At 39.9% G+C, this 20,301-nt stretch carries 19 protein-coding genes; 5 read left to right on the forward strand and 14 right to left on the reverse strand.

Features of this window, described 5'->3' with window-relative positions; genetic code table 11:
* Positions 1–80: 80 nt before the first annotated feature.
* Together H5118_RS17210 and H5118_RS17215 are read right to left on the reverse strand one after the other, a co-directional pair.
* Positions 81–3,656: a M1 family aminopeptidase gene (locus H5118_RS17210; RefSeq protein WP_182749569.1), complete on the reverse strand. Its 3,576-nt coding sequence runs from the start codon at positions 3,654–3,656 to the stop codon at positions 81–83.
* A 9-nt stretch (positions 3,657–3,665) separates the two neighbouring features.
* The gene (locus H5118_RS17215) at positions 3,666–4,547 is read right to left on the reverse strand and encodes an ABC transporter ATP-binding protein (RefSeq protein WP_002959519.1); all 882 of its coding nucleotides are present in this window, start codon (positions 4,545–4,547) and stop codon (positions 3,666–3,668) included.
* A 187-nt stretch (positions 4,548–4,734) separates the two neighbouring features.
* Between H5118_RS17215 and H5118_RS17220 the strand changes: the two genes are divergently transcribed.
* Positions 4,735–5,412: a nitroreductase family protein gene (locus tag H5118_RS17220; protein WP_182738363.1), complete on the forward strand. Its 678-nt coding sequence runs from the start codon at positions 4,735–4,737 to the stop codon at positions 5,410–5,412.
* Here H5118_RS17220 and H5118_RS17225 read toward each other — a convergent pair.
* Positions 5,405–5,713, reverse strand: a complete 309-nt coding sequence (locus tag H5118_RS17225) for a helix-turn-helix transcriptional regulator (protein ID WP_010554926.1) — start codon at positions 5,711–5,713, stop codon at positions 5,405–5,407. The two genes, H5118_RS17220 and H5118_RS17225, sit on opposite strands and share 8 nt — an antisense overlap.
* A gap of 285 nt (positions 5,714–5,998) precedes the next feature.
* On the opposite strand from H5118_RS17225, the gene H5118_RS17230 reads away from it, so the two are divergent.
* On the forward strand, positions 5,999–6,343 hold the full coding sequence (locus H5118_RS17230; RefSeq protein WP_024591370.1) for a rhodanese-like domain-containing protein: 345 nt from the start codon (positions 5,999–6,001) through the stop codon (positions 6,341–6,343).
* 15 nt (positions 6,344–6,358) lie between these two features.
* On the opposite strand, the gene H5118_RS17235 is transcribed toward H5118_RS17230, so the two are convergent.
* The 5 genes from H5118_RS17235 to H5118_RS17255 form a co-directional block, all read right to left on the reverse strand.
* Positions 6,359–6,760 carry a DUF1801 domain-containing protein gene (locus H5118_RS17235; RefSeq protein WP_182749570.1) on the reverse strand — a complete coding sequence of 134 codons (402 nt, stop codon included), beginning with the start codon at positions 6,758–6,760 and terminating at the stop codon, positions 6,359–6,361.
* A gap of 37 nt (positions 6,761–6,797) precedes the next feature.
* A complete protein-coding gene (locus tag H5118_RS17240; RefSeq protein ID WP_182716547.1) occupies positions 6,798–7,343 on the reverse strand; it encodes a PH domain-containing protein in 546 nt (181 codons plus the stop codon).
* 66 nt (positions 7,344–7,409) lie between these two features.
* Entirely contained in the window at positions 7,410–8,027 is a 618-nt protein-coding gene (locus H5118_RS17245) for a LysE family translocator (RefSeq protein ID WP_182749571.1), read from the reverse strand.
* Positions 8,028–8,210, reverse strand: a complete 183-nt coding sequence (locus tag H5118_RS17250; RefSeq protein WP_182749572.1) for a hypothetical protein — start codon at positions 8,208–8,210, stop codon at positions 8,028–8,030. It abuts the gene before it with no gap.
* Positions 8,211–8,227: 17 nt separating this feature from the next.
* On the reverse strand, positions 8,228–8,626 hold the full coding sequence (locus tag H5118_RS17255; RefSeq protein WP_182712836.1) for a DUF3224 domain-containing protein: 399 nt from the start codon (positions 8,624–8,626) through the stop codon (positions 8,228–8,230).
* A gap of 89 nt (positions 8,627–8,715) precedes the next feature.
* Here H5118_RS17255 and H5118_RS17260 point away from each other — a divergent pair, with 89 nt between their 5' ends.
* On the forward strand, positions 8,716–10,494 hold the full coding sequence (locus H5118_RS17260) for an ABC transporter transmembrane domain-containing protein (RefSeq protein ID WP_182737900.1): 1,779 nt from the start codon (positions 8,716–8,718) through the stop codon (positions 10,492–10,494).
* Here H5118_RS17260 and H5118_RS17265 read toward each other — a convergent pair whose 3' ends face one another.
* On the reverse strand, positions 10,495–11,127 hold the full coding sequence (locus tag H5118_RS17265) for an OmpA family protein (RefSeq protein WP_002959537.1): 633 nt from the start codon (positions 11,125–11,127) through the stop codon (positions 10,495–10,497).
* Between the two features lie 190 nt (positions 11,128–11,317).
* Here H5118_RS17265 and chrA point away from each other — a divergent pair, with 190 nt between their 5' ends.
* Positions 11,318–12,472 carry a chromate efflux transporter gene (chrA, locus tag H5118_RS17270; protein WP_182725092.1) on the forward strand — a complete coding sequence of 385 codons (1,155 nt, stop codon included), beginning with the start codon at positions 11,318–11,320 and terminating at the stop codon, positions 12,470–12,472.
* Here the strand turns inward: chrA and H5118_RS17275 are convergent.
* Genes H5118_RS17275 through speA form a run of 4 tightly spaced genes read right to left on the reverse strand, consistent with a single transcriptional unit; the run spans position 12,429 to position 17,450 of the window.
* Entirely contained in the window at positions 12,429–13,688 is a 1,260-nt protein-coding gene (locus tag H5118_RS17275) for a mechanosensitive ion channel family protein (protein ID WP_002959539.1), read from the reverse strand. The two genes, chrA and H5118_RS17275, sit on opposite strands and share 44 nt — an antisense overlap.
* Positions 13,685–14,605 (reverse strand): acetyltransferase, encoded by a 921-nt coding sequence (locus H5118_RS17280; protein ID WP_182749573.1) that lies wholly within the window; start codon positions 14,603–14,605, stop codon positions 13,685–13,687. Before H5118_RS17280 ends, H5118_RS17275 begins: the two co-directional genes overlap by 4 nt.
* Before the next feature lie 25 nt (positions 14,606–14,630).
* Positions 14,631–15,509 carry an acyltransferase gene (locus tag H5118_RS17285; protein ID WP_182720125.1) on the reverse strand — a complete coding sequence of 293 codons (879 nt, stop codon included), beginning with the start codon at positions 15,507–15,509 and terminating at the stop codon, positions 14,631–14,633.
* Between the two features lie 60 nt (positions 15,510–15,569).
* Positions 15,570–17,450, reverse strand: coding sequence for a biosynthetic arginine decarboxylase (speA, locus tag H5118_RS17290; RefSeq protein ID WP_002959544.1), 1,881 nt, complete (start codon positions 17,448–17,450; stop codon positions 15,570–15,572).
* Positions 17,451–17,649: 199 nt separating this feature from the next.
* Here speA and speE point away from each other — a divergent pair, with 199 nt between their 5' ends.
* Positions 17,650–18,513 (forward strand): polyamine aminopropyltransferase, encoded by an 864-nt coding sequence (gene speE, locus H5118_RS17295; protein ID WP_182701651.1) that lies wholly within the window; start codon positions 17,650–17,652, stop codon positions 18,511–18,513.
* Between the two features lie 180 nt (positions 18,514–18,693).
* Here the strand turns inward: speE and H5118_RS17300 are convergent, their stop codons facing one another.
* Positions 18,694–20,295, reverse strand: a complete 1,602-nt coding sequence (locus H5118_RS17300) for a methyl-accepting chemotaxis protein (RefSeq protein WP_182672576.1) — start codon at positions 20,293–20,295, stop codon at positions 18,694–18,696.
* Positions 20,296–20,301 lie beyond the last annotated feature (6 nt).

Below are 20,301 nucleotides of genomic sequence, written 5' to 3' on the forward strand. Positions count from 1 at the left end.
ATACAGTTTATTACACATAAAGGCCGCATAAATGCGGCCTTTAAAGTAGTCAGTTTAAGTGGTTAGTAAATAAATAGACTTTAAAACTTAGCTAAGTTGTTTTTACTGTCTTTGTCGACCAGCTTAATGTAAGGATCAACCCCTGCAAATAATGGTTTTTCTTTTACTTTTAGCTCAATAGTATTGGTACCAGATACTATTTGATGCTTTTGCGAGTAAATAACAAAGTCTTCAGCGAGTAAGTTTTCAGGGTCGTCGCTAAATAATGCAATATCAATTAGCTCATCGAGCGGCTGCTCAGTTTCTTCACCTTGTCCATCGGCATGCTGCTTAGTTGCTTCAACGCTCAGTGTTACTGTATAAAAACCTTCGCCATCAACATCAGTAACCGACACTTCTTTCATTTCAAGCTCATAAAGCGTTATATATTTAAACTGATCATCAATAAAACGTTGTTCAGCTTGTGTTGCATCTCGCTTTAAATAACTAAGTAAATCAAGTGTGGTTGGATATGGCGTTGATTGATATTTAAACTCATTCAAAAACGCTTTAAGTGCTGCATTTAAGCGTTTTTCACCTAAGCGGTCATACAAAGCCATCATCGCAACTGAGCCTTTATTATAGTGAAGATACAGCTGACCCTGCGTTTTATATAGCGGCATTTCTTCAAAGGCTTCACCTGTACGGCCCATTAAGTATTTATCTAGCTCGTACTTTAAGAATTTACGAAGCTTCTCGGCGCCAAAGCGTTTTTTTAGCACCATTAGCGCACTGTATTGCGAAAGTGTTTCAGAAATAACAGCACTGCCCTCTACATTGGCCCCCGAAACTTGATGCCCCCACCATTGGTGCGCAACTTCATGTGCGGTTACATAGTAAGGTAGGTCAACTTTATTCTCATCTCTTAGGTCTGAAATAAAACCAATACTTTCAGAGTAAGGCACCGTATTGGCAAAACTTTGCGCAAACGAGCGATACTTAGGAAATTCAATAATACGTAACTGCTTATGCTGATACGGGCCAAAGGCTTGCGTGTAGTAATCTATTGAGTCTTGTACCGATTCAATCATACGGTCAACATTCCATGCATGATCTTTGTGGTAGTACACCTCAATATTTACACCGTTATGCTCAACCTTTTTACTTTCAAGCTCTGCCGAAAGCACAGAGTAAAAGTTTATAATTGGAGCATCCATTTCATAAACAAAGGTGCGGCGTCCATCTTTTACACTCTCACTTTTTAAGTAACCTGGAGTAATCGCAAATTGTGACTCATCGGTGGTTACGGTTGCCTCGTAGTTTATAAATCCATTAGCAGGCCCAAACTCATTTTGCGTATAATAGCGGCTGTCTTCTAGTTTATGTGCGCGCTCAAGTTCAGGTAAATCGTGCTTGCGGCGCTCATACTTATCGGCAATTTGAAAATACTTTTGATAACCAAAATTTGGTAATAATTCTCCATTATTTACAAATGTACCGTTGTGCACGAGTTGAGTATCAGATCTTCTATCATCAAAACCGTCGTGTTCACGAGAAACTGAGAGCTCGCCTTCTCGTACTTCATTGGGCATTAGCGGTTGTTCAAACTCAAACCATACCATGCCAAAATCGGTTAAACGCTCTACTATTTTTCCGCCCGCCATTTTTACATCCCAGCTTTTAGATTGGCTAGGCTCGTTGATTAACACACGGGTTATTGGCTCGTTTGCGGTATTGGTAAACTTAATTTTAGCCACGGCATTTAAAGCACGCTTTTTAGGATAAATATCAATGTGTAAGTCAACATCAGTTATTATAGGCAGTGGCAAGTCTTTGTATTGTGAAAACTCTTGCTCATACCTTACTTGTAGCGCTTCGTTATCATCACTTGTTACAAACTCGTTGATTACACGGGTGTTGTAATAAATGTTATAACCCGCGCCCACAAATACCAATAAACTTATAACGGCTGCAATCTGGCCTTTTAAAGACATGTTGTAACGCACTAAAGATAAACGAGTACGCAATGATTGCGACGGGCCGCGATGCCATAAAGCAAACCCTACAATAGCTAAAAACACACTCAATGCCCCCCAATATAGGGTATACCAATGCGCGCCTTGTAAAAAATGTCCATAACCATTTATATCAGAATACGGTACGCTACTGCTTTGAGAAAAATGATACATATGATGCTCAAACCCGTAAGCACCCATTACCATTTGAGCAATGTAATACAGAATAAATAAACCCATACCTATGTATTTATTAGGGCTAATTATTTGTAAAAAGAACGCCAATATAGCCATCATAATTAAAGGCAGTAATGTAAGGTAACCCAACCTAAATAAGTACTGACCAAGCTCTAGGTTAAATTGCCCCTTAAATAGCTGCACTGCAATGGTAAACATCATGCCTACTAAATAAAGGCCACAAACTGCAGTGATTAACGCAATAATTTTAGATACCCAAAACACACTGTTATGCACCGGGAAACTGTCAACAATATCACCCATACCACTTTGGCGTTCTCGCCAAACCAGCTCTGCGCTGTAATAAGCAATAATGATAAACATGAACAAAGCGGAGGAGTTTTGAATAATGCCCACCATGTTTTGTGTGAGCGGCCAATCCGTTGTGCCATATGCGCCAATAGGTGCAAAAAGTGGTGCGAGTAACATAGTAATACTGACACCCGCTAAAATCATAAAAGGGGCACTTAATATAACTTGCTTAAGTTCAAATAAGCTGCGCATTACTAATTGCGATTTCGTATTTACCCCTTTTGACTTGTAATTTTTAGCGCTGCTAATAAGTGCTGCTTGTTTGTTTTTTACAAACGTTGAGAGAGCAAATTGCTTTTTCTGTTTTTTAGTGACTACGCGATTACCTAACTTTCCGAGGCCAAAAAACATCGCTAAACTTATTGCTACCCATAAAATACGGTTAATTAAAAAATCGCCCGAAAGCGTTAACACTTCAGTATTTTTATCACTTACAGTCCAGTAACGGGTTAAGTCAATTAACGACCCTGTGCCAAATGGGTCTGCGTAAACAACAATATTTCTAAACGCTAAATCGTCAAAATAGATACTCGCCAATTGGTAGGTTATATAAACCACCACGGCCGTTACATATACCGCCATCATGGTTTTAAAATAGACCGCCACACTATTAAAAATAGCACTGAGGACCAATAAGCTTGGCACTGCTAAATATAAAAAAGGCGCTGCGTAATATATAAACTTATTGGGGCCTACTAGCTCGCTATCGAGCCAGCCAACCAACAAGCCAAATTGAGATCCCAAAAATACGCCTAGTGGCACGCTTAAAAACACAATAAGTACAACTAAGTAAGAACCAAAAAAACGCCCTGATTGATAAGCAAGCGGGTTAACGGGCTTACTAAACACCAGCTCATCCATTTTGGTCTCGCTGTTGCGAATCGCTGAGCTTGCAACAAAGTTAACCACTAAAAACATAGCAAGCGTACAAAAGGTAACCGTTAAAACCATAATGGTATAAGGCGAGTTCATATGAACATTAGCCCCACCTAACGGAAACTTACTACTGGAGCTTATAAAAAACGCCATAAAAAAGAATATTAATGAGGTCACATAAAACGAAGGCTGACGCATAAAATAGCGCAGCTCAAACGCTAGCATATTAAAAAACATAGCGCCCCCTTATGCTACTTGGCTGTTACGATGATTAAGCAACGTAGAAAAATACACATCTTCTAGGTTTGCACTGCTGAGCTCAAAACCTTCAGGGGCTTCATTGGCTAATACATGTAATATGGTTTGCCCAGCAAATAAGCGTTTTGAAATAACAGGCAGCTGCGGTTCAAGCTCTAGCGCTTCTTCTTGGCTCATGGCTTTGCGCCAAATTTGGCCTTGGAGTTTATCGGTAAGGGCAATTGGATTGCCCTCTAATAGTATTTTACCGCCTGCCAGCACCGCCATGTTTGGGCAAAGCTCTGCTACATCTTCAACAATGTGGGTCGATAATATAACGACTTTTTGCTCGCCTAAGCTTACTAACAAGTTATGAAAGCGATTTCGCTCTTCAGGATCTAGCCCTGCGGTAGGTTCATCAACGATAAGTAAGTCGGGGTCGCCTAGTAAGGCTTGTGCAATACCAAAACGCTGGCGCATACCGCCCGAAAAGCCACTTACCGCTTTTGAGCGATGTTGATATAAATTAGTATGTGCAAGTAATCCTTCAACCGACTCTTTACGCTCTGCTTTATTATGAATTCCCTTTAAAACAGCCATATGGTCCAGTAAGTCGTAAGCACTAACACGCGGGTACACACCAAAATCTTGTGGTAAGTAACCTAAGCGTTGGCGCAGAGCCTGTGGGTCTTTAAAAACATCAATACCATCAAAAGTGATTGAACCCGAATCAGCCGACTGCAGTGTTGCAATGGTACGCATTAGCGATGATTTACCTGCGCCATTTGGCCCAAGTAATCCAAACATCCCTTTGCCGATAGATAAATCAACACCTTGTAGTGCATGTACGCCATTATCGTAGGTTTTAGATAACCCTGTTATTGATAGCATTTTTACTTCCTTGAATATGAGTAATTATTTTTATAATGTTTTATACCACAAGGAAAATAGGAACATAAGTTACTTGCTGGTTAAATTTGTAACAACAAATAAACATAATTTAAACTCATAACACTTGCCTGCACTGTATTCACTCGGTATAAAAACCACATATACTTTTTATAAGAAACGAAAAGCCATGCAAGATCACCAAAGCCAGCCGTTAAATGACTTTATAGAATATCCACATGAAGAAATGCTAAATCGTGCTAACGAGTTTTTACAAACCAGCCAACGCCGCCATAGCATTCGCAGCTTTAGCGATCGCCCAGTACCAAAAAATATTATTGAAGCATGTATAAAAGCAGCTGGCACAGCACCAAGTGGAGCGAATCATCAGCCTTGGCATTTTGTGGCTATAAACAGTAGCGATGTAAAAAAACAAATAAGAGAAGCCGCAGAAAAATTAGAGCGTTCTTTTTACGAAGGCAGAGCAGGTGAAGAATGGTTAGATGCGCTAAAACCGTTAGGTACCGACGCCAATAAACCTTATTTAGAGCATGCACCTTGGCTTATAGCTGTATTTAGTCAAAAAAAGGGCGGCGTAAGCAGCGATGATAAAAATACGAATTATTATGTGCATGAGTCTGTTGGCTTAGCTACCGGCTTTTTAATTCAAGCTTTGCACCGCAGTGGTTTGGCAACCCTTACTCATACTCCAAAGCCAATGAGTTTTTTAACCGACATATGTAATCGCGATAAAGATAACGAACGCCCATACATGCTACTTATTGCAGGCTACCCAAGCGATGATGCCACAGTACCTGCCCATGCACTTGATAAAAAATCGCTTAATGAAATAGCTACGTTTATTTAGTATTTTCTTGTCGGCAAAACCACTCATATAGCAAAGCAATGATCGACTCAACTTTTGGATCGGTCAATGAGTAATAAATAGTGTGCCCTTCTCTGCGAGTAGCAACCATATCTGCCTTGCGTAAACTTGCTAAATGCTGAGATAACGCTGACTGTGCTAAAGGTACATTTTTATTTAGCTCACCTACACTTTGCTCACCTTGTAATAAACTACATAAAATCATTAAGCGATTTTTGTTAGCCATTAATTTTAAAAACTGTTCGGCTTGCTCTGCGTTGACAGCTAGTTGTTCAATATTCATTTTTATTATTTCTCTTTTTGATACCTTTTTAAGTATAGACTTTTACATTAGTAGGTTCTAATATAATTAACATTAGACTTTACTAATATTAAGGTAATCACAAAATTAACGATGCCGTTTTATTAATCGGCGGAAGTGCTGTAGCAGTATCCGCACTATTAAGTTACTTTATATAAAGTAACTTTCAGTTTTTAACGTTATTTATAAGTATTAACTCAATTCACCTACTTATACCAAGTAGCACTCATTAATGTCTTTTTTAAGAAAAAGAGGATTTACAAACTAATGCTTACATCAATCCCTGACTTACTAAAAATTATCACACCTAACCAACGCCGTATTGACGCAGCGCAAGCAAAACTCGAGCTTGAACAAAATAAAGGTTTACTTATTGATGTGCGAGAACCTGCAGAGCACGCGACAAAATCGGCTGCCGGCGCTATAAATATTCCGCGTGGATTACTCGAGATGAAACTGATGGAAATAGAAAAAGACGCAGCTCGCCCTATTTACGTGCACTGCGCAAGTGGTGCGCGCGCAACGTTGGGAGCAGAAGCGTTAACGCGTGTGGGTTATGAAAACGTAACCGTTATTACCTGTGACGCAAACCAAATATGTAGTGTGTTTTAAACATCAACTGAATACTTATAATGATGCGCCTAGTAAAGGTAGGCGTTTAACTTTGTGATAAGTCAGTGCTAATTTAATACACTCTTTAACTGGGTATTCTGGTAATGGCTTTTCACTATTTAATACAATTGCCCGGTTACCTTCGAAAGTGAGAGTGTGGGAATACAACTCTCTAAATGTGCTTACTAGCTTTGATTGGCAATGAAAAAACAAATAACACGAGGAGCCCTTAAAGCCTACGCGAATGGGGCTGCCATTTATTGTGTTATAACTTGGCTCTCCCCACTTTAAAGACTCTTCAACAGCTCCTAAGTTTTGCTCTTGTGCTACGGTATAAATTAACTCTCGTAATTTTATAAGCTTACTTTTTGCTATCTCAGGATAATTATTAAATATATTTTTTATTTCCGTATTCATAAAAATATCCTTATAAGCTTTACAATTTTAAAACAGGCTACTTTTGCTGCCTTTCATCAAGTAAAACAAGTAGCATCTGCTCAATATTTTTAACACTATAAGTAAGTGATCTCAGTAGCTCTTTCTCACTTTGCTCTGTTGCCTGCTGCGACGCTTTACCTTGGTTTGCCAATACATCTTTTTGCTCAAGTATCGCCTCTCTAAACTCACTCGCATTAACTACACCAAGCAAAGACACTAAAGCACCATTTCCTGACTGCCCAGCTGTTTCAAAGCTTAAACGATATAATCCAAAAATTCGCATGAGCGGCCCTTGGCTTAACCCTACATCTGTTATTTTTTCAAGCGGAATAGATTTTTCTTCTTTAAATAATATGCCACGTTTAACTACCAATTTTTGTGGTAATAAGTCAGCAGACATAGCTGCGAGTATTCGCCCGCCCACTAGCCATACAATCGCCAAGACAATGGGTAACAACGGAATAGTCACCAGCGCTAGTACACTAAAAAAAGCGGCCATTAGCATCCAGTATTGCTGAACCTTCGGGTCGAAAGATGCACTTTTTAAAATATGTTTTGTCATTGTTTTAATCCTTTATCTATATAACTAAAAATACACTCTGCAAGCTTCAATAATCTCTACTCAATCTTACAAGCTAATAACAACTTTTATCGCAAGGGCAATAAATACGACTCCCAGTATTTTATCAAGCCACGGACTTTGCTTGGTAAAGCCAAAGCGATTTTTTGAAACCTCTGTCAGCAACGCCACCAGCAAATACCAACCGGTATCAATTACAAACACGGTTAAACACATAATTATGCCCACGCTTAAAGTAAGTAGCTGAGGGTCAATAAACTGCGAGAACAAGGCTAAAAAGAAAATAGCGAGCTTGGGGTTCAAAAAGGCAATAGCAAAGCCATCTTGTAAAGCTTGGCCAGCACTTACTTCACTTTTTTGTACTTCAAGTTCGTTATTGCTGGGTTTTGCTAGCAATATTTTTATACCTAAATACGCCAAATAGGCTGCGCCTAAATACACCAGTATTTGATAAACAGTCGGAAACTGCATCATTAAAGCGCCTAGCCCTAATAACGATGCACCTGCGTATAACCCCACACCAGTACCATGGCTGAGCGCGGCAAGCATTCCGTTTTTCATACTGCCGTTAAGTGAGTGCTTTAAAACCACCGCTAAACTTGGCCCTGGCGACATTGCCCCCATCATACAAATAGCCGCTAGGCTTAACCATACTGTAAATGTCATTTAAAGCTCGTCAATTTCAATAAGTAATGTATAACCGTGCACTTGCCCATAAAAACCTGTCAATGGCACTGCGCTAATTACTTTCCAGCCATCTTGATTTAATTCCTGTATGCGGTCATTCAATGCAGCTATATCTACGCCACCCAAAAAACGGGTCTTTCTAAATTCGATTACTTTTTGCATTTTAATCCTTGTGTATCTTATAAGGTGTATTCAAAATCGTAGTAGTGAATCCCTTGCTCAATACGTATTTTCATACTGCCCGTTAACCCTTCTAGCTCATGAGTGCCTGAATCGGGAATTACATTTAAAATTAGGCTGTCTTGGCCTTTATCCATAGTGCCAAAATGCTGCAGTACAAAACTGCCTTTTTTGCCGTCAAGCTCGCCTATTACTTGCTCTATGGCAACATAACCGGCACTGCCTTGTGTGGGTGTCATGGCGCTTAGCATTTCGCCTTGGCTGGTGGCATTTAAGCTACCTTTAAATGTTTTATCTATCGACATACGCCCTAAATTAACGCCGTTTTGGCCGCTTGCGTAGCCTTCAATTGGGGCTAGATTTACATTAAATTCTCCACTTACGGTTGCAGTAGTCATAACGTTTCCTTATTGGCTAATATTTAATAGTATTGATTTTTATTATCTTAGTGCCATATCTATACCTTAACCTTTAAAAAGAATCCACTATGTCAAAAACAAGCCCTAAGCCCGAAAAAGCCGCTTTTAGTAGTTTATTACCTATTTTTGCTTTTATTAAACCGTATAAATGGATGGTAGTAGCGGCGCTTGCTGCCCTTTTAGTCACCGCTGGTGTTAACTTATCATTAGGTCAAGGGGTTAAGTTTGTCATAGATCATGGCTTTATAGCTGGCTCTAAAGATCAGCTACAACAAGCTGTATTGGTGCTTATTGGTTTAATTAGTTTATTGGCTGTAGGCACCTTTAGCCGCTTTTATTTAATGTCGTGGATTGGCGAACGAGTCAGTAACGATATTCGCAAAGCGGTGTTTAATCGCATTGTTACCTTGCACCCAAGTTACTTTGAAGAAAACCGCAGTGGCGAGCTTATGTCGCGTTTAACAACCGATACAACATTACTGCAATCAATTATTGGTTCATCATTTTCTATGGCGTTGCGCAGTGTACTTATGCTGGTTGGTGGACTTGCTATGCTGTTGTTTACTAATTTAAAACTTACTTTAGTGGTTGTTGCTTGTGTGCCGTTGGTACTTGTTCCTATGATGGTATTTGGTAAAAAGGTGCGCAAACTTGCAAGCTCCAGCCAAGATGCCATAGCCGATATAAGCACCTATGCCGGCGAGATCATTCAAAATATTAAAGTAGTGCAAAGCTATAGCCACGAAGAACAAGAGCAGCACGCTTTTGCACTTGAAACCGAAAAAGCCTTTAATGTGGCTAAAAGCCGCATTAAACAACGCTCGTTTTTAATTGCAGCGGTAATATTTTTAACTTTTAGTGCTATTAGCGCAATGCTGTGGGTCGGCGGCAGCGACGTATTAGCAGGTACCATGACTGGCGGTGAGCTAGGAGCCTTTGTGTTTTACGCTATTATGGTGGCAATGTCGGTGGCAACCGTTGCTGAAGTATATGGCGAACTACAACGCGCAGCAGGCGCAGCTGCAAGATTACTTGAGTTACTTGCTGTTAAAAGTGAGATAGAAAACCCACTAAATCCACAAGATAGTAACTTACTAAAAAATAGTAACAGCCCTGCTATTACGCTTGAGAATATAAGCTTTAACTACCCTTCTCGCCCAGACGTAAGCGCACTTAATAAAATAAGTTTAAATATACTTCAAGGCCAAACTGTGGCTATTGTTGGCCCTTCTGGCGCAGGTAAAACAACCTTATTTGAATTACTACAGCGCTTTTACGATCCGGCTAGCGGAGCCATTAAATTTAAAGATATAAACATTAAAGAATTATCGCTTAATACCCTCAGAGGTAAAATGGGTATGGTAGCGCAAAACCCTATTTTATTTAGCTCCGATGTAATGCATAACATTCGCTACGGCAACCCAAAAGCAAGTGACGAGCAAGTATATGCCGCTGCCAAACATGCTCATGCTGATGAATTTATTAAACAATTACCGCAAGGTTATAACAGTTTTTTAGGTGAGCAAGGTGTGAGGTTATCGGGTGGGCAAAAGCAGCGTATTGTACTGGCACGCGCTATTTTAAAAGACCCTGAAATACTCCTTCTTGATGAAGCCACCAGTGCACTCGATGCTCAAAGTGAGCACCACGTGCAAGCTGCGCTTGAGCATTTAATGCAAAATAGAACAACGCTTATTATTGCCCATAGGCTGGCAACGGTTAAACATGCCGATGTGATTGTAGTCATGGAAAATGGAGAGATTATAGCAACGGGTACCCACCAAGAATTAGTAGCAAGTAACCCGTTGTATCAAAAACTGTGTGAATTACAGTTTAATAAAGACTAATTATTCTTCAGTGTTTGGTACTATTTGAATTTCTACACGGCGGTTTTGAGCACGGCCATTTGCACTATCGTTAGTCGCAATTGGACGTGTTTCGCCATAACCCATAGTACTTACACGCTCAGCCATGATTTGCTGGTTCACTAAGTAGTTTTTAACGCTTTGAGCACGTTCACGCGATAGGTTCATGTTGTAGCTGTCTTTACCTGTGCTATCTGTGTGGCCTTCAATACTTAGGTACGTTTTTTCGTATTTGTTCATCACTTTAGCAATAGCATCTAAGGTATCGTTAAAGCCAGACGAAATATAAGATTGGTCGGTCGCAAACGTAATATTAGATGGCATAACTAAACGCAAGTTATCTCCTTCACGTACAACTTCAACACCAGAGCCTGCAAGTTCATCACGAAATGCTTCTTCTTGCTTATCCATGTAGTTACCCACTGCAGCGCCAGCTAGTGCGCCGATAGCAGCGCCTATAAAAATACGCTTATCTTTATGGTTACTTGTTGCTTTACCTAATACGCCACCCGCTGCTGCGCCAATAGCCGCACCTTTGCCGGTGTTATTCATTTCACAACCAGAAAGTAATACAGCTACTACGGTTACGCTTAAAAGTGATTTAGTTAAAGTCATGGTGATACCCTATTCATTAAGAATTTAGCAAGAGTATGCAAATACATGTATGAACAAACTATGAAGAGAGTGTTAAAAGCAGCGCATCTTGCATGATTGTTAAACAGACCTCAAACTAATGTGCCGTTTTAATAAAAATGTCATACTACGCTGTGACAATTTAATGAATTTTACAAAGGATATTGGCGCAATGTTAATTGCTATTTTTAGACAATTTTTTTTACTAGGGTGCATGAGTTTTGGTGGCCCCGCTGCGCATTTAGGCTATTTTAAGCGCCACTTTGTAGACTCGTTAAATTGGCTAACTAACACGCGTTACGCACAACTTATTAGTTTAAGCCAAGCATTACCAGGGCCAGGCTCTAGCCAAGTTAGTTTTGCTATTGGTGTTGAGCGTGCAGGAGTACTGGGTGGTATAGCTGCTTTTGTAGGCTTTACCTTGCCTTCGTTTTTAATAATGGTGCTGCTTGCGGCTAGTGCCCATCAGTTTGACGCTGTTTACTTTGCAATTATTGCAGGCTTAAAGTTATTTGCCGTTGTTATAGTCGCTGATGCAACACTTAGTATGGCTAAAAGCTTTTGTACAAGTGGCGCGCTTAAGTTACTTGCGATAATGAGTACACTTGCCTTGGTGTTATTTCCAATGATGGGAACTCAAATAGCGATTTTAATCACTGCTGCAACAGTAGGTGCTATATGGCCTTTATTAAAACTTGGCACAGTAGCAGACGATGTTAGCAGTAAAAACAGTAATATTAATTGGATTGCACTGGGGTTATTTGCGCTCTTACTTGGGGTTAGCTTTATTCCACTAGGGCATGAGTTTGCTTTGTTTACCCCTTTTTACCAAGCGGGTGCAATGGTGTTTGGCGGCGGACACGTAGTACTGCCGGTACTTCAAGCTGGCGTACCAGCATTGAGTGATGATCAGTTTTTAAGTGCTTACGCGAGTGCACAGGCAGTGCCAGGGCCAATGTTTACTATTGCTACTTACTTAGGCGCACAACTTACTACTGAGCAACCTTTAGTGGGTGCCCTTATAGCTACACTGCTTATATTTATGCCTGGTTTTTTACTTATACTCGCATTCCAAAAGAGCTGGATTAATTTGGCAAGTAAGCCACGTTTTGCAAGTTCAATAGCGGCGCTTAATGCAGCGGTAGTCGGTTTTTTAGCGGCCGCATTGTATTCACCAATTTGGACATCGGCTGTCCATAACCTTTGGCAGGTTGCGTTAGTAATAATTACATTTGCATGGCTGCGATTTAAAAAGCCACCTATTTGGTGGCTCTTAGCTTTATTTATTGCTGTGGGTCTTTTGCAGCACTATTTGCCATCACTCTAAATGTTGGCTTATCTGTTTGTTGCTCGTTAGGAGGGCTTAATTGCCCACTAACACTTTGATATGCCCTAAGCCCAAACACTGGCAATACTGCAAGTAAATGGTCCATTATTTCGGCTTGTAGATGCTCGTACGAAATCCAGCGTTTGTCTTCACTAAAGCAATAAAACTCAATCGGTAACCCGTGGTTCATTGGTTGTAGCTCTCGTACCATTAACGTAAGCGACGTATTAATTTTACTGTGCTGCTTTAAATAGCCCTCAGCATAACGACGAAACAGCCCTAAATTAGAAACTTGAGCGGGTAATGTCGTCACTCGAATGTAATCATGCAACGGAATAGCCGCATCTATTTGCTTTCTAAATTCATCACTTACTAAACAAATACTGTGCATATCTATATTAAGTGAACGTTTAATACGTCTACCGCCCGACTCTTGCATACCGCGCCAGTTTTTAAACGAACCCGCAACTAGCATATAAGTTGGAATAGTTGTAATGGTGTTATCCCAGTTACGTACCTTTACAGTGTTTAAACCCAAATCAATTACTTCGCCATCGGCGCCGTAGTTTTCTACTTGAATCCAATCACCATAGGTTACTAGGCGATTTGCTGCGATTTGAATACTAGCTACAAAGCCTAAAATAGTGTCTTTAAATACTAATAACGTAACAGCAGCAATAGCACCAAAGCCAGAGAGAATATAAGTGGGTGACTTCTCAAGGAAAATACTTACAATTAAAATAGCACACACAATAAAGGTGATTAGCTTAACAACCTGAATTAAGCCCTGAATAGGGACTTCGCGTGCAAACTCCAATTGGTTATAAATAGAACCCGCAATACTTACAATACTGCTAAAAATAAAACCTACATGAATAATTAGTATGGCTTGGCCAACCGTTTTCAAAATTTCAGCGGTCAGCTCATTAACCGGATAAACACTGTCAAAGGTCGCCAAAAATAATACGCAGCAAAGCATACCTGCAATACGTCTATTAAGCTTATTAAGCATAGGCGACAACGAACCAATACGTTGAGGCGAAAGCTTAGTTACCACTTTTTGAATGCCTGGTAACATTAACCTACGAGTAAATAAGTAAACAATTAATAAAGAAAAAATCCCTATTGAAACTGCGGTAATAGAACTAAGAAAATCCGCATCGGGTACTTTTTCAAACCAAGGAGCTATTAACTCCTGTAGGTGGGTGTTGGTCATAGTGTTTCAATTTCCTTACTGATTTGTGGTTCAGGTAAATCTTGTTGAGCATAAATATCGGCAAGCTGCTGATCTTTCGCAACCCATAGCTCATTCACATAATGTTGAAAATTAGCTTTAAATACGTCATCGGTTTGATAGCTGCCCTGCATATTGTCATTAATGGGCGTTACGTCTATTGAAACATAAATAGAATCTAGCTCGCCTTTGAGTAAGTTCCGACAAACGTGATCTGTTTTACCGCTATACACTAAACTTGTATTTAGCATGGCATCAAATTGGTTGGCTAGCACTTCAAGCGCAAAAGCAATGCCACCCGCTTTGGGTTTTAATAAGTGCTTAAAAGGACTTTGCTGCAGATTATGCTTAGCTGGCGTAAAGCGTGTGCCTTCAACAAAATTAACGATGGTAGTAGGATAGTGACGAAAATTGCGACAGCTGTGCTTTGTGCGCTCTACATCCAACCCTTTCAATTTTGGGTTTTTAGCAAGCTGTGCTTTGCTTACCCGTTTCATAAACGGCATACCCATAGCCCACGCACCAGTGCCAATAAAAGGCACGTATTTTAATTCATCTTTTAAAAAAAACTTAGGGGCTGGTAATGCATGTAATGAGCTAAGCACGGTTATATCTAACCAACTCGTGTGATTACATATAAGTAAATACCAACTTTTTGAATTTAAATCGCCAGTTATATCAACCACAATATTAGGACAACCTAGCCACAAGCCAAACCGATTGCCATTACACCACCCTCGATAAGCGCTGTGCAATAAAGAGTTAACAACAGACAAAGGCAGTAATAACTTAATAAGCCCTAGTAAAAATACTAGCGAACCAAAAAGCATTACATTAGAAAACAATACGCAGCCCACAATTAAGCCGTTAAGCCAATTTGGTAACCACTTTTTTAGCATAACTGTAAGCTCATATTTTTGCCTTTTATTTGGGATGTTTTTCGAGCGATTGTAATGTTTGCTCTTTATTTTCCCATAAACGATTTAGCTCGCTTTGAAAGCGCACTCTAAATTCAGAATCGCCGGTGTAGTCACCAATAAGCTCTTCGCTTACAGGCCTTACATCCACGTGTACGTTGATATTTTTTACCTTACCACCAGCAAAATCCATGAATGTAGGAATGCCATTAGGGTAATGAATTGTAACGTTAACCACTTTAGTAATTTGCTCGCCCATTGCTTGCATTACAAAAGCAATACCGCCCGCTTTTGGTTTTAATAAATGTGGAAACGGGCTATTTTGGCGCGCGTGCTTTTGTGTAGTAAAACGAGTGCCTTCTACAAAGTTAACCACACTTACTGGCATCTCTTTAAATTTTTCGCAGGCTTTACGCGTGGTTTCTAAGTCTTTTCCACGCAGCTTTGGATTCTTTTTTAATTGGCTTTTACTCGTGCGAGTCATAAACGGAAAATCAAGCGCCCACCAACACAAACCTAGAATAGGTACGTAAATAAGCTCTTTTTTCAAAAAGAAGTTTAAAAATGGAATTTTACGGTTAAACACACGCTGCAATACTAAAATATCGACCCAGCTTTGGTGATTTGCAATTACTAGGTACCAATCCTTTAGCTTAAGGTCTTCAAGGCCAGTTACATTAAGTTTAGTTGGCGTAAATAACTTTTGATTTAAGCTATTAAAGGTCACCCAAATAGTTGCAAATTGCTTTGCAGCCCAGCTCATAATCTTTTGTAGAGGCTTAATAGGTATAAGCTTTATAAGCCCACAAATAAAAATAGGCACAAACCAAAAAAGTGTGTTTATTGTGTAAAAAATAATACTAAATACACCGCGAATAACTGACATTACTTCCATTCCTTTAAACATTGCGCAGCCACTAATACTGCGCTTTCAGTTGCTTACAAATTAATCTTCAAAATAGGTATAGCCTTCAAGGCCTGCATTAAGCTCAGCTAAGTAACCTTCTTTGCACTGCGCTGATACATCAAGTTTATTAACTTGGTACGCAAAGTTGTCAGCTAAAATGGCGCTATCATAGTCAACAAACTTTAATACATCCTTAACGCTATCACCTTTTATAGCATTGGTTAACACATAACCTTCATCGTTAAGCTCTACATGCACTGAATCAGTGTCACCAAATAGGTTATGTAAATCGCCTAAAATTTCTTGATATGCACCCACCATAAACATTGCAATATGGTATTGCTCGCCGTGTTTATACTCTGGTATTGGTAGGCTGGTTTCGATACCAGCGCCTTCAACGTATTCGCGGATTTGCCCGTCAGAGTCACAGGTAATATCTTGAATAATCGCGCGCTGAGTCAATGGTTGAGTTAAGTTTTCGATTGGCATAACCGGAAACAACTGCTGAATACCCCATACATCAGGCAATGACTGAAATAATGAAAAGTTAACAAAGAGTTTATCGGCAAGCTTTTCGTTTAAATCGTCGAGGACTTCACGGTGCGCGCGCGCGTTATTACTAAGCGATGCACGTACACGATGTAAAATAGTAAAGTAAAGCTGCTCTATTTTCGCCCACTCTAGCATGCTTACTAAGCCATGCACGTACTGATCGTGCGCTTCGCTAAATAAGTGCATAGCGTCGTGATAAATCTCAAGTGCCATACGCGGGTTTAAACGCTGTAAACACTGCCACATTTCATCAAGCACTAACGCGCTATTTTCAAGCGGTGGCTCTGGATTTAAATGATTGGGCGCTTTTTCTACGTCAATTACATCGGTAATTAATACCGCATGGTGAGCGGTTAAAGCGCGCCCCGATTCGGTGATAATGGCCGGATGCGTAAGGTTATGCTGATCGCACACCTCTGCAAATGCATTCACTACATTACGCGCGTACTCTTCTACGGTGTAGTTCATTGAACACGCACTGCGTGAGCCAGAGCCCTCGTAATCAACGCCTAAGCCGCCACCCACATCAACGGTATTTAACGGTACGTTTAATTGCGTAAGCTCAGCAAAGTGGCGTGCGCATTCACGCAAAGCACGGTGAATATCACGAATGTTGGCAATTTGAGAACCAATATGAAAATGCACCATTTGCATTAAGTGCAGCTTATTATGCTTTTTAAGCACTTCAACAGCACTTAGTACTTGGCCTGCCGTTAAACCAAACTTGCCTTTTTCGCCGCCCGTGTTTTGCCACTTGCCTTTGCCTACTGAGTTTAGGCGAATACGAATACCAATAGCAGGTTCTATGCCTAGGTTGTCTATTTCTTCAAGTAGTGTGGTTAGTTCTGAAAGCTTCTCTACCACAATTTTTACGCTGTGGCCCATTGCTTGACCAATACATGCTAAGCGTAAAAACTCACTGTCTTTATAGCCGTTACACACAATAGTAATTGGCTCTTTTGCTACGCCCAAAATAGCCATAAGTTCTGGCTTTGAGCCTGCTTCTAGGCCAACAAGCCCGCTTGGATGCGCTAATAGCTTACTTACTACAGAACGTTGCTGATTTACTTTTATTGGGTAAACACAGGTGTATTTTCCGTTATATTCACGATTTGCTCGCGCTTGCGTAAACGCGTTAGTAAGTGTGTCTACACGATTTTTTAAAATATCAGTAAAGCGTACTAAAACCGGCAACGTTAAACCTTGTTGCTTAAACTGCTCAGTTAATTGCGTTAAAGAAATGGCCGGTTTTGTTTGGTCGCCATCTGGGTAAGCCACCAGTTCGCCTTGTGCGTTAATATCAAAATAACCATCACTCCAATGAGCAACGTTATAAGTGGCGCGTGCTGTTTCTAAACCCCAGGTCATGGCAACTCTTCTTTAGTCAATTAGGTATAAAGGCGCATTTTAATACGTCACTATCCACTAGGCTAACAAAAATTGAACTTTCACTCACTCCTAACTAACTTTATTCGTCAAATCAGTTAAAATGTCATTGAGCAAAACGCCAAGCACTGGCAGAATTGCCCCTTTTTCATACTCAACCTAAAAAAGTGTAATAGTAACTATGGCAAATTTAGATCAAAGTAAGTGGTTTACTGAAATTAGCGACCGCGATGGCAGCGCATTTTCATTACGTATTAATAAAAAGTTAGATGAAAAACAGTCTCCTTTTCAAAAGGTAGAAATGTTTGAAACCACAGACTTTGGTAATTTAATGATCATCGACGGGTGTACTATGGTAACAACCCGCGAAAACTTCTTTTATCATGAGATGATCAGCCACCCTGCACTTTTAGCGCACCCAAACCCTAAAAACGTCGTTATTATTGGCGGCGGCGACTGCGGTACTTTACGCGAAGTATTAAAACACCCAGGCGTAGAAACTGTAACGCAAATAGATATAGACGAAGTAGTAACGCAAATGTCGTTAAAATACTTCCCAGAGCTTTGTGAATCTAACAACGACGCCCGTGCAACGGTTATGTTTGACGACGGTATTAAATATATGCGCGAAGCGGCTGGCGAATCCATTGACGTGGTTATTGTTGATGGCACCGATCCTGTGGGCCCAGGCGAAGGTTTATTTAATCATGCATTTTATACAAGCTGTTTAAATGCACTGCGCCCAGGTGGTATTTTAGTGCAACAAAGTGAATCACCACTTATGCATATGCCATTATTAGTTGAAATGCGCGAAGCAATGCTAAGCGTAGGCTTTAACGATTTACAAACACTGCCATTCCCGCAACCAATTTACCCAAGCGGTTTATGGTCGGTAACACTTGCACGTAAATCACAAGCATTTGACGGTTTTAGAGAAGACGGCGCAGCACAAATAGCTGAGCAAAGTGAATACTACAACAGCGGTATTCATCATGGTGCACTCGCTACACCTAACTACATGAAACGCGCTTTTGATAAAAAATAATACTAATTCACTTTAGGCTTTGTTGACTTCTCAAGGTTAAAATCGCATTAAAAAAGGGACTTTTAAAGTCCCTTTTTATATTTATAATGACTATTCAAACTGAGCTCGAGCTAACAAACAACATAAGTACAGTTATATTTTAAAACCTTAAAGAGCTATCTAACCAAATAATCAGCTTATTTAAACTTTAAATCGATGCACTAAATGATTTAGCTCATCAGTCAATTGTTCCATTTTTTTAGATACATCCTCAGTAGTTCGAGCAAGCGCCCCCCCTTCTAAAGTTTGATCGTTTAATGATGATAGGTTTTGACTTATTTCATCTGCAACCGTTGTCTGCTCTTCAGTCGCTTGCGCTGTTTGCATCGCCATATCATTTACTTTAGTAGACGAGCTTTGCATTGCATTAAGCACATCATTAGTTTGACTAAACGAGCCAACCGCATCATCTGCAAATTGCTTACCTTCATCTATCGCTTTAATTGATTGTTCTACGCTCGTTGCAAATTGCTCTATCATTTTTTGAATATCGTTTGTGCTTACTTGCGTGCGTGTAGCCAATGTTCTTACTTCATCTGCTACCACAGCAAAACCTCTGCCATATTCACCAGCTCGCGCGGCTTCAATAGCAGCATTAAGCGCCAGCAGATTTGTTTGCTCTGCAATTGCACGAATAACCTCAAGTACTTTGGCAATGTTATCAGAACTTTGTTGTAGTTCTGTAGAGCGCGCCATAGCTTGCTCCATATTTTGCGACAAAGAAATAATACGAGAACTAGAGTGCGCAACCGCTGTTAGTCCTTGCTGAGCTAAATTTAACGATTTATCAGCTTCTGTTGATGATTGCTGAGCAACACCTGCAACTTCTCTACTTGCTACACTCATCTCATGCACTGCACTTACTATTGACTCAGAGGCTTGGCTGAGCGTTTGATTTACAGCATTGTTTTTATTTGCAACCTGACTTAACTCACCTCCTAATTCACTTAGTTCTTTTGATTGCTCTAAAATATCGCGAATTAATTGCTGTAAGTTGTCGAGAAAACGATTGAACTGCGTTGCAAGTTCAGAAAATTCATCTTTAGACGTTATAGCGATCCTGCCAGTTAAATCGCCATCACCAGAGGCTATATCGTTAATACGAGAAGTTACATAGTTAATTTGCTGTGTTAATTGCTTAGGAATAAGGTAACTAAACCAACACGCCACTAATAAAATTAATATGACAAAAATAAGCATAGTTAACTTAGTTGAAGCAATTGTGTCTGATAGTTTTTGAACTTCTTCAACCGATGTTTGCTCTGCTAATTCACCAGCTTGATCAAGCGTAGCTCTTAATTCGTCAAATGCTTTTTCTGATTGAGACTGTTTTTTTAGATTTGTTTTATCATTCATATAGGCCAGTGAAGCGTTTAACCAAGTATTATAAGCACCATCAAAACCGCGAAGCCCATTTATAGCTTTTGGATAATCCGATAACAAAGTTAAGTACTGCTCTAACCTTTGTGTTACTTGCTCGGCATTTTCTTTATGCTTTTGCAAATAAGCTTCTTTATTGTCGTTATGTGCGACTAAATTTAACTCAGCAACCTTTGCTTGATACAAATCCCTGTCGGCACTCAAAGCAAGAGACACAGCCTTAATAAATTTATCGGATTGCACATCTAATGCATTTTTTTGTAAGTTAATTAAGTATGAATACCCAATAATTAACGACAAGATAGCAATACCTAAAATAACAATAGGAAAAGAGACTTTGACGCGGATACTATTCAAATTCATTAATTA

It is taken from the genome of Pseudoalteromonas sp. SR41-1, from assembly GCF_014164015.1.
GTDB classification, from domain to species: Bacteria; Pseudomonadota; Gammaproteobacteria; order Enterobacterales; family Alteromonadaceae; genus Pseudoalteromonas; species Pseudoalteromonas distincta.

Excerpts from the sequence above, each read along its gene's own strand:
- H5118_RS17210 (WP_182749569.1), bottom strand. The coding sequence starts at position 3,656 with ATGTTTTTTAATATGCTAGCGTTTGAGCTGCGCTATTTTATGCGTCAG.
- H5118_RS17220 (WP_182738363.1), top strand. The coding sequence starts at position 4,735 with ATGCAAGATCACCAAAGCCAGCCGTTAAATGACTTTATAGAATATCCA.
- H5118_RS17240 (WP_182716547.1), bottom strand. The coding sequence starts at position 7,343 with ATGACAAAACATATTTTAAAAAGTGCATCTTTCGACCCGAAGGTTCAG.
- H5118_RS17280 (WP_182749573.1), bottom strand. The coding sequence starts at position 14,605 with ATGCTAAAAAAGTGGTTACCAAATTGGCTTAACGGCTTAATTGTGGGC.
- H5118_RS17225 (WP_010554926.1), bottom strand. The coding sequence starts at position 5,713 with ATGAATATTGAACAACTAGCTGTCAACGCAGAGCAAGCCGAACAGTTT.
- H5118_RS17250 (WP_182749572.1), bottom strand. The coding sequence starts at position 8,210 with ATGCAAAAAGTAATCGAATTTAGAAAGACCCGTTTTTTGGGTGGCGTA.
- H5118_RS17230 (WP_024591370.1), top strand. The coding sequence starts at position 5,999 with ATGCTTACATCAATCCCTGACTTACTAAAAATTATCACACCTAACCAA.
- H5118_RS17300 (WP_182672576.1), bottom strand. The coding sequence starts at position 20,295 with ATGAATTTGAATAGTATCCGCGTCAAAGTCTCTTTTCCTATTGTTATT.
- H5118_RS17245 (WP_182749571.1), bottom strand. The coding sequence starts at position 8,027 with ATGACATTTACAGTATGGTTAAGCCTAGCGGCTATTTGTATGATGGGG.
- chrA (WP_182725092.1), top strand. The coding sequence starts at position 11,318 with ATGTTAATTGCTATTTTTAGACAATTTTTTTTACTAGGGTGCATGAGT.
- H5118_RS17265 (WP_002959537.1), bottom strand. The coding sequence starts at position 11,127 with ATGACTTTAACTAAATCACTTTTAAGCGTAACCGTAGTAGCTGTATTA.
- H5118_RS17215 (WP_002959519.1), bottom strand. The coding sequence starts at position 4,547 with ATGCTATCAATAACAGGGTTATCTAAAACCTACGATAATGGCGTACAT.
- H5118_RS17285 (WP_182720125.1), bottom strand. The coding sequence starts at position 15,509 with ATGTCAGTTATTCGCGGTGTATTTAGTATTATTTTTTACACAATAAAC.
- H5118_RS17275 (WP_002959539.1), bottom strand. The coding sequence starts at position 13,688 with ATGACCAACACCCACCTACAGGAGTTAATAGCTCCTTGGTTTGAAAAA.
- speE (WP_182701651.1), top strand. The coding sequence starts at position 17,650 with ATGGCAAATTTAGATCAAAGTAAGTGGTTTACTGAAATTAGCGACCGC.
- H5118_RS17255 (WP_182712836.1), bottom strand. The coding sequence starts at position 8,626 with ATGACTACTGCAACCGTAAGTGGAGAATTTAATGTAAATCTAGCCCCA.
- H5118_RS17235 (WP_182749570.1), bottom strand. The coding sequence starts at position 6,760 with ATGAATACGGAAATAAAAAATATATTTAATAATTATCCTGAGATAGCA.
- H5118_RS17260 (WP_182737900.1), top strand. The coding sequence starts at position 8,716 with ATGTCAAAAACAAGCCCTAAGCCCGAAAAAGCCGCTTTTAGTAGTTTA.
- speA (WP_002959544.1), bottom strand. The coding sequence starts at position 17,450 with ATGACCTGGGGTTTAGAAACAGCACGCGCCACTTATAACGTTGCTCAT.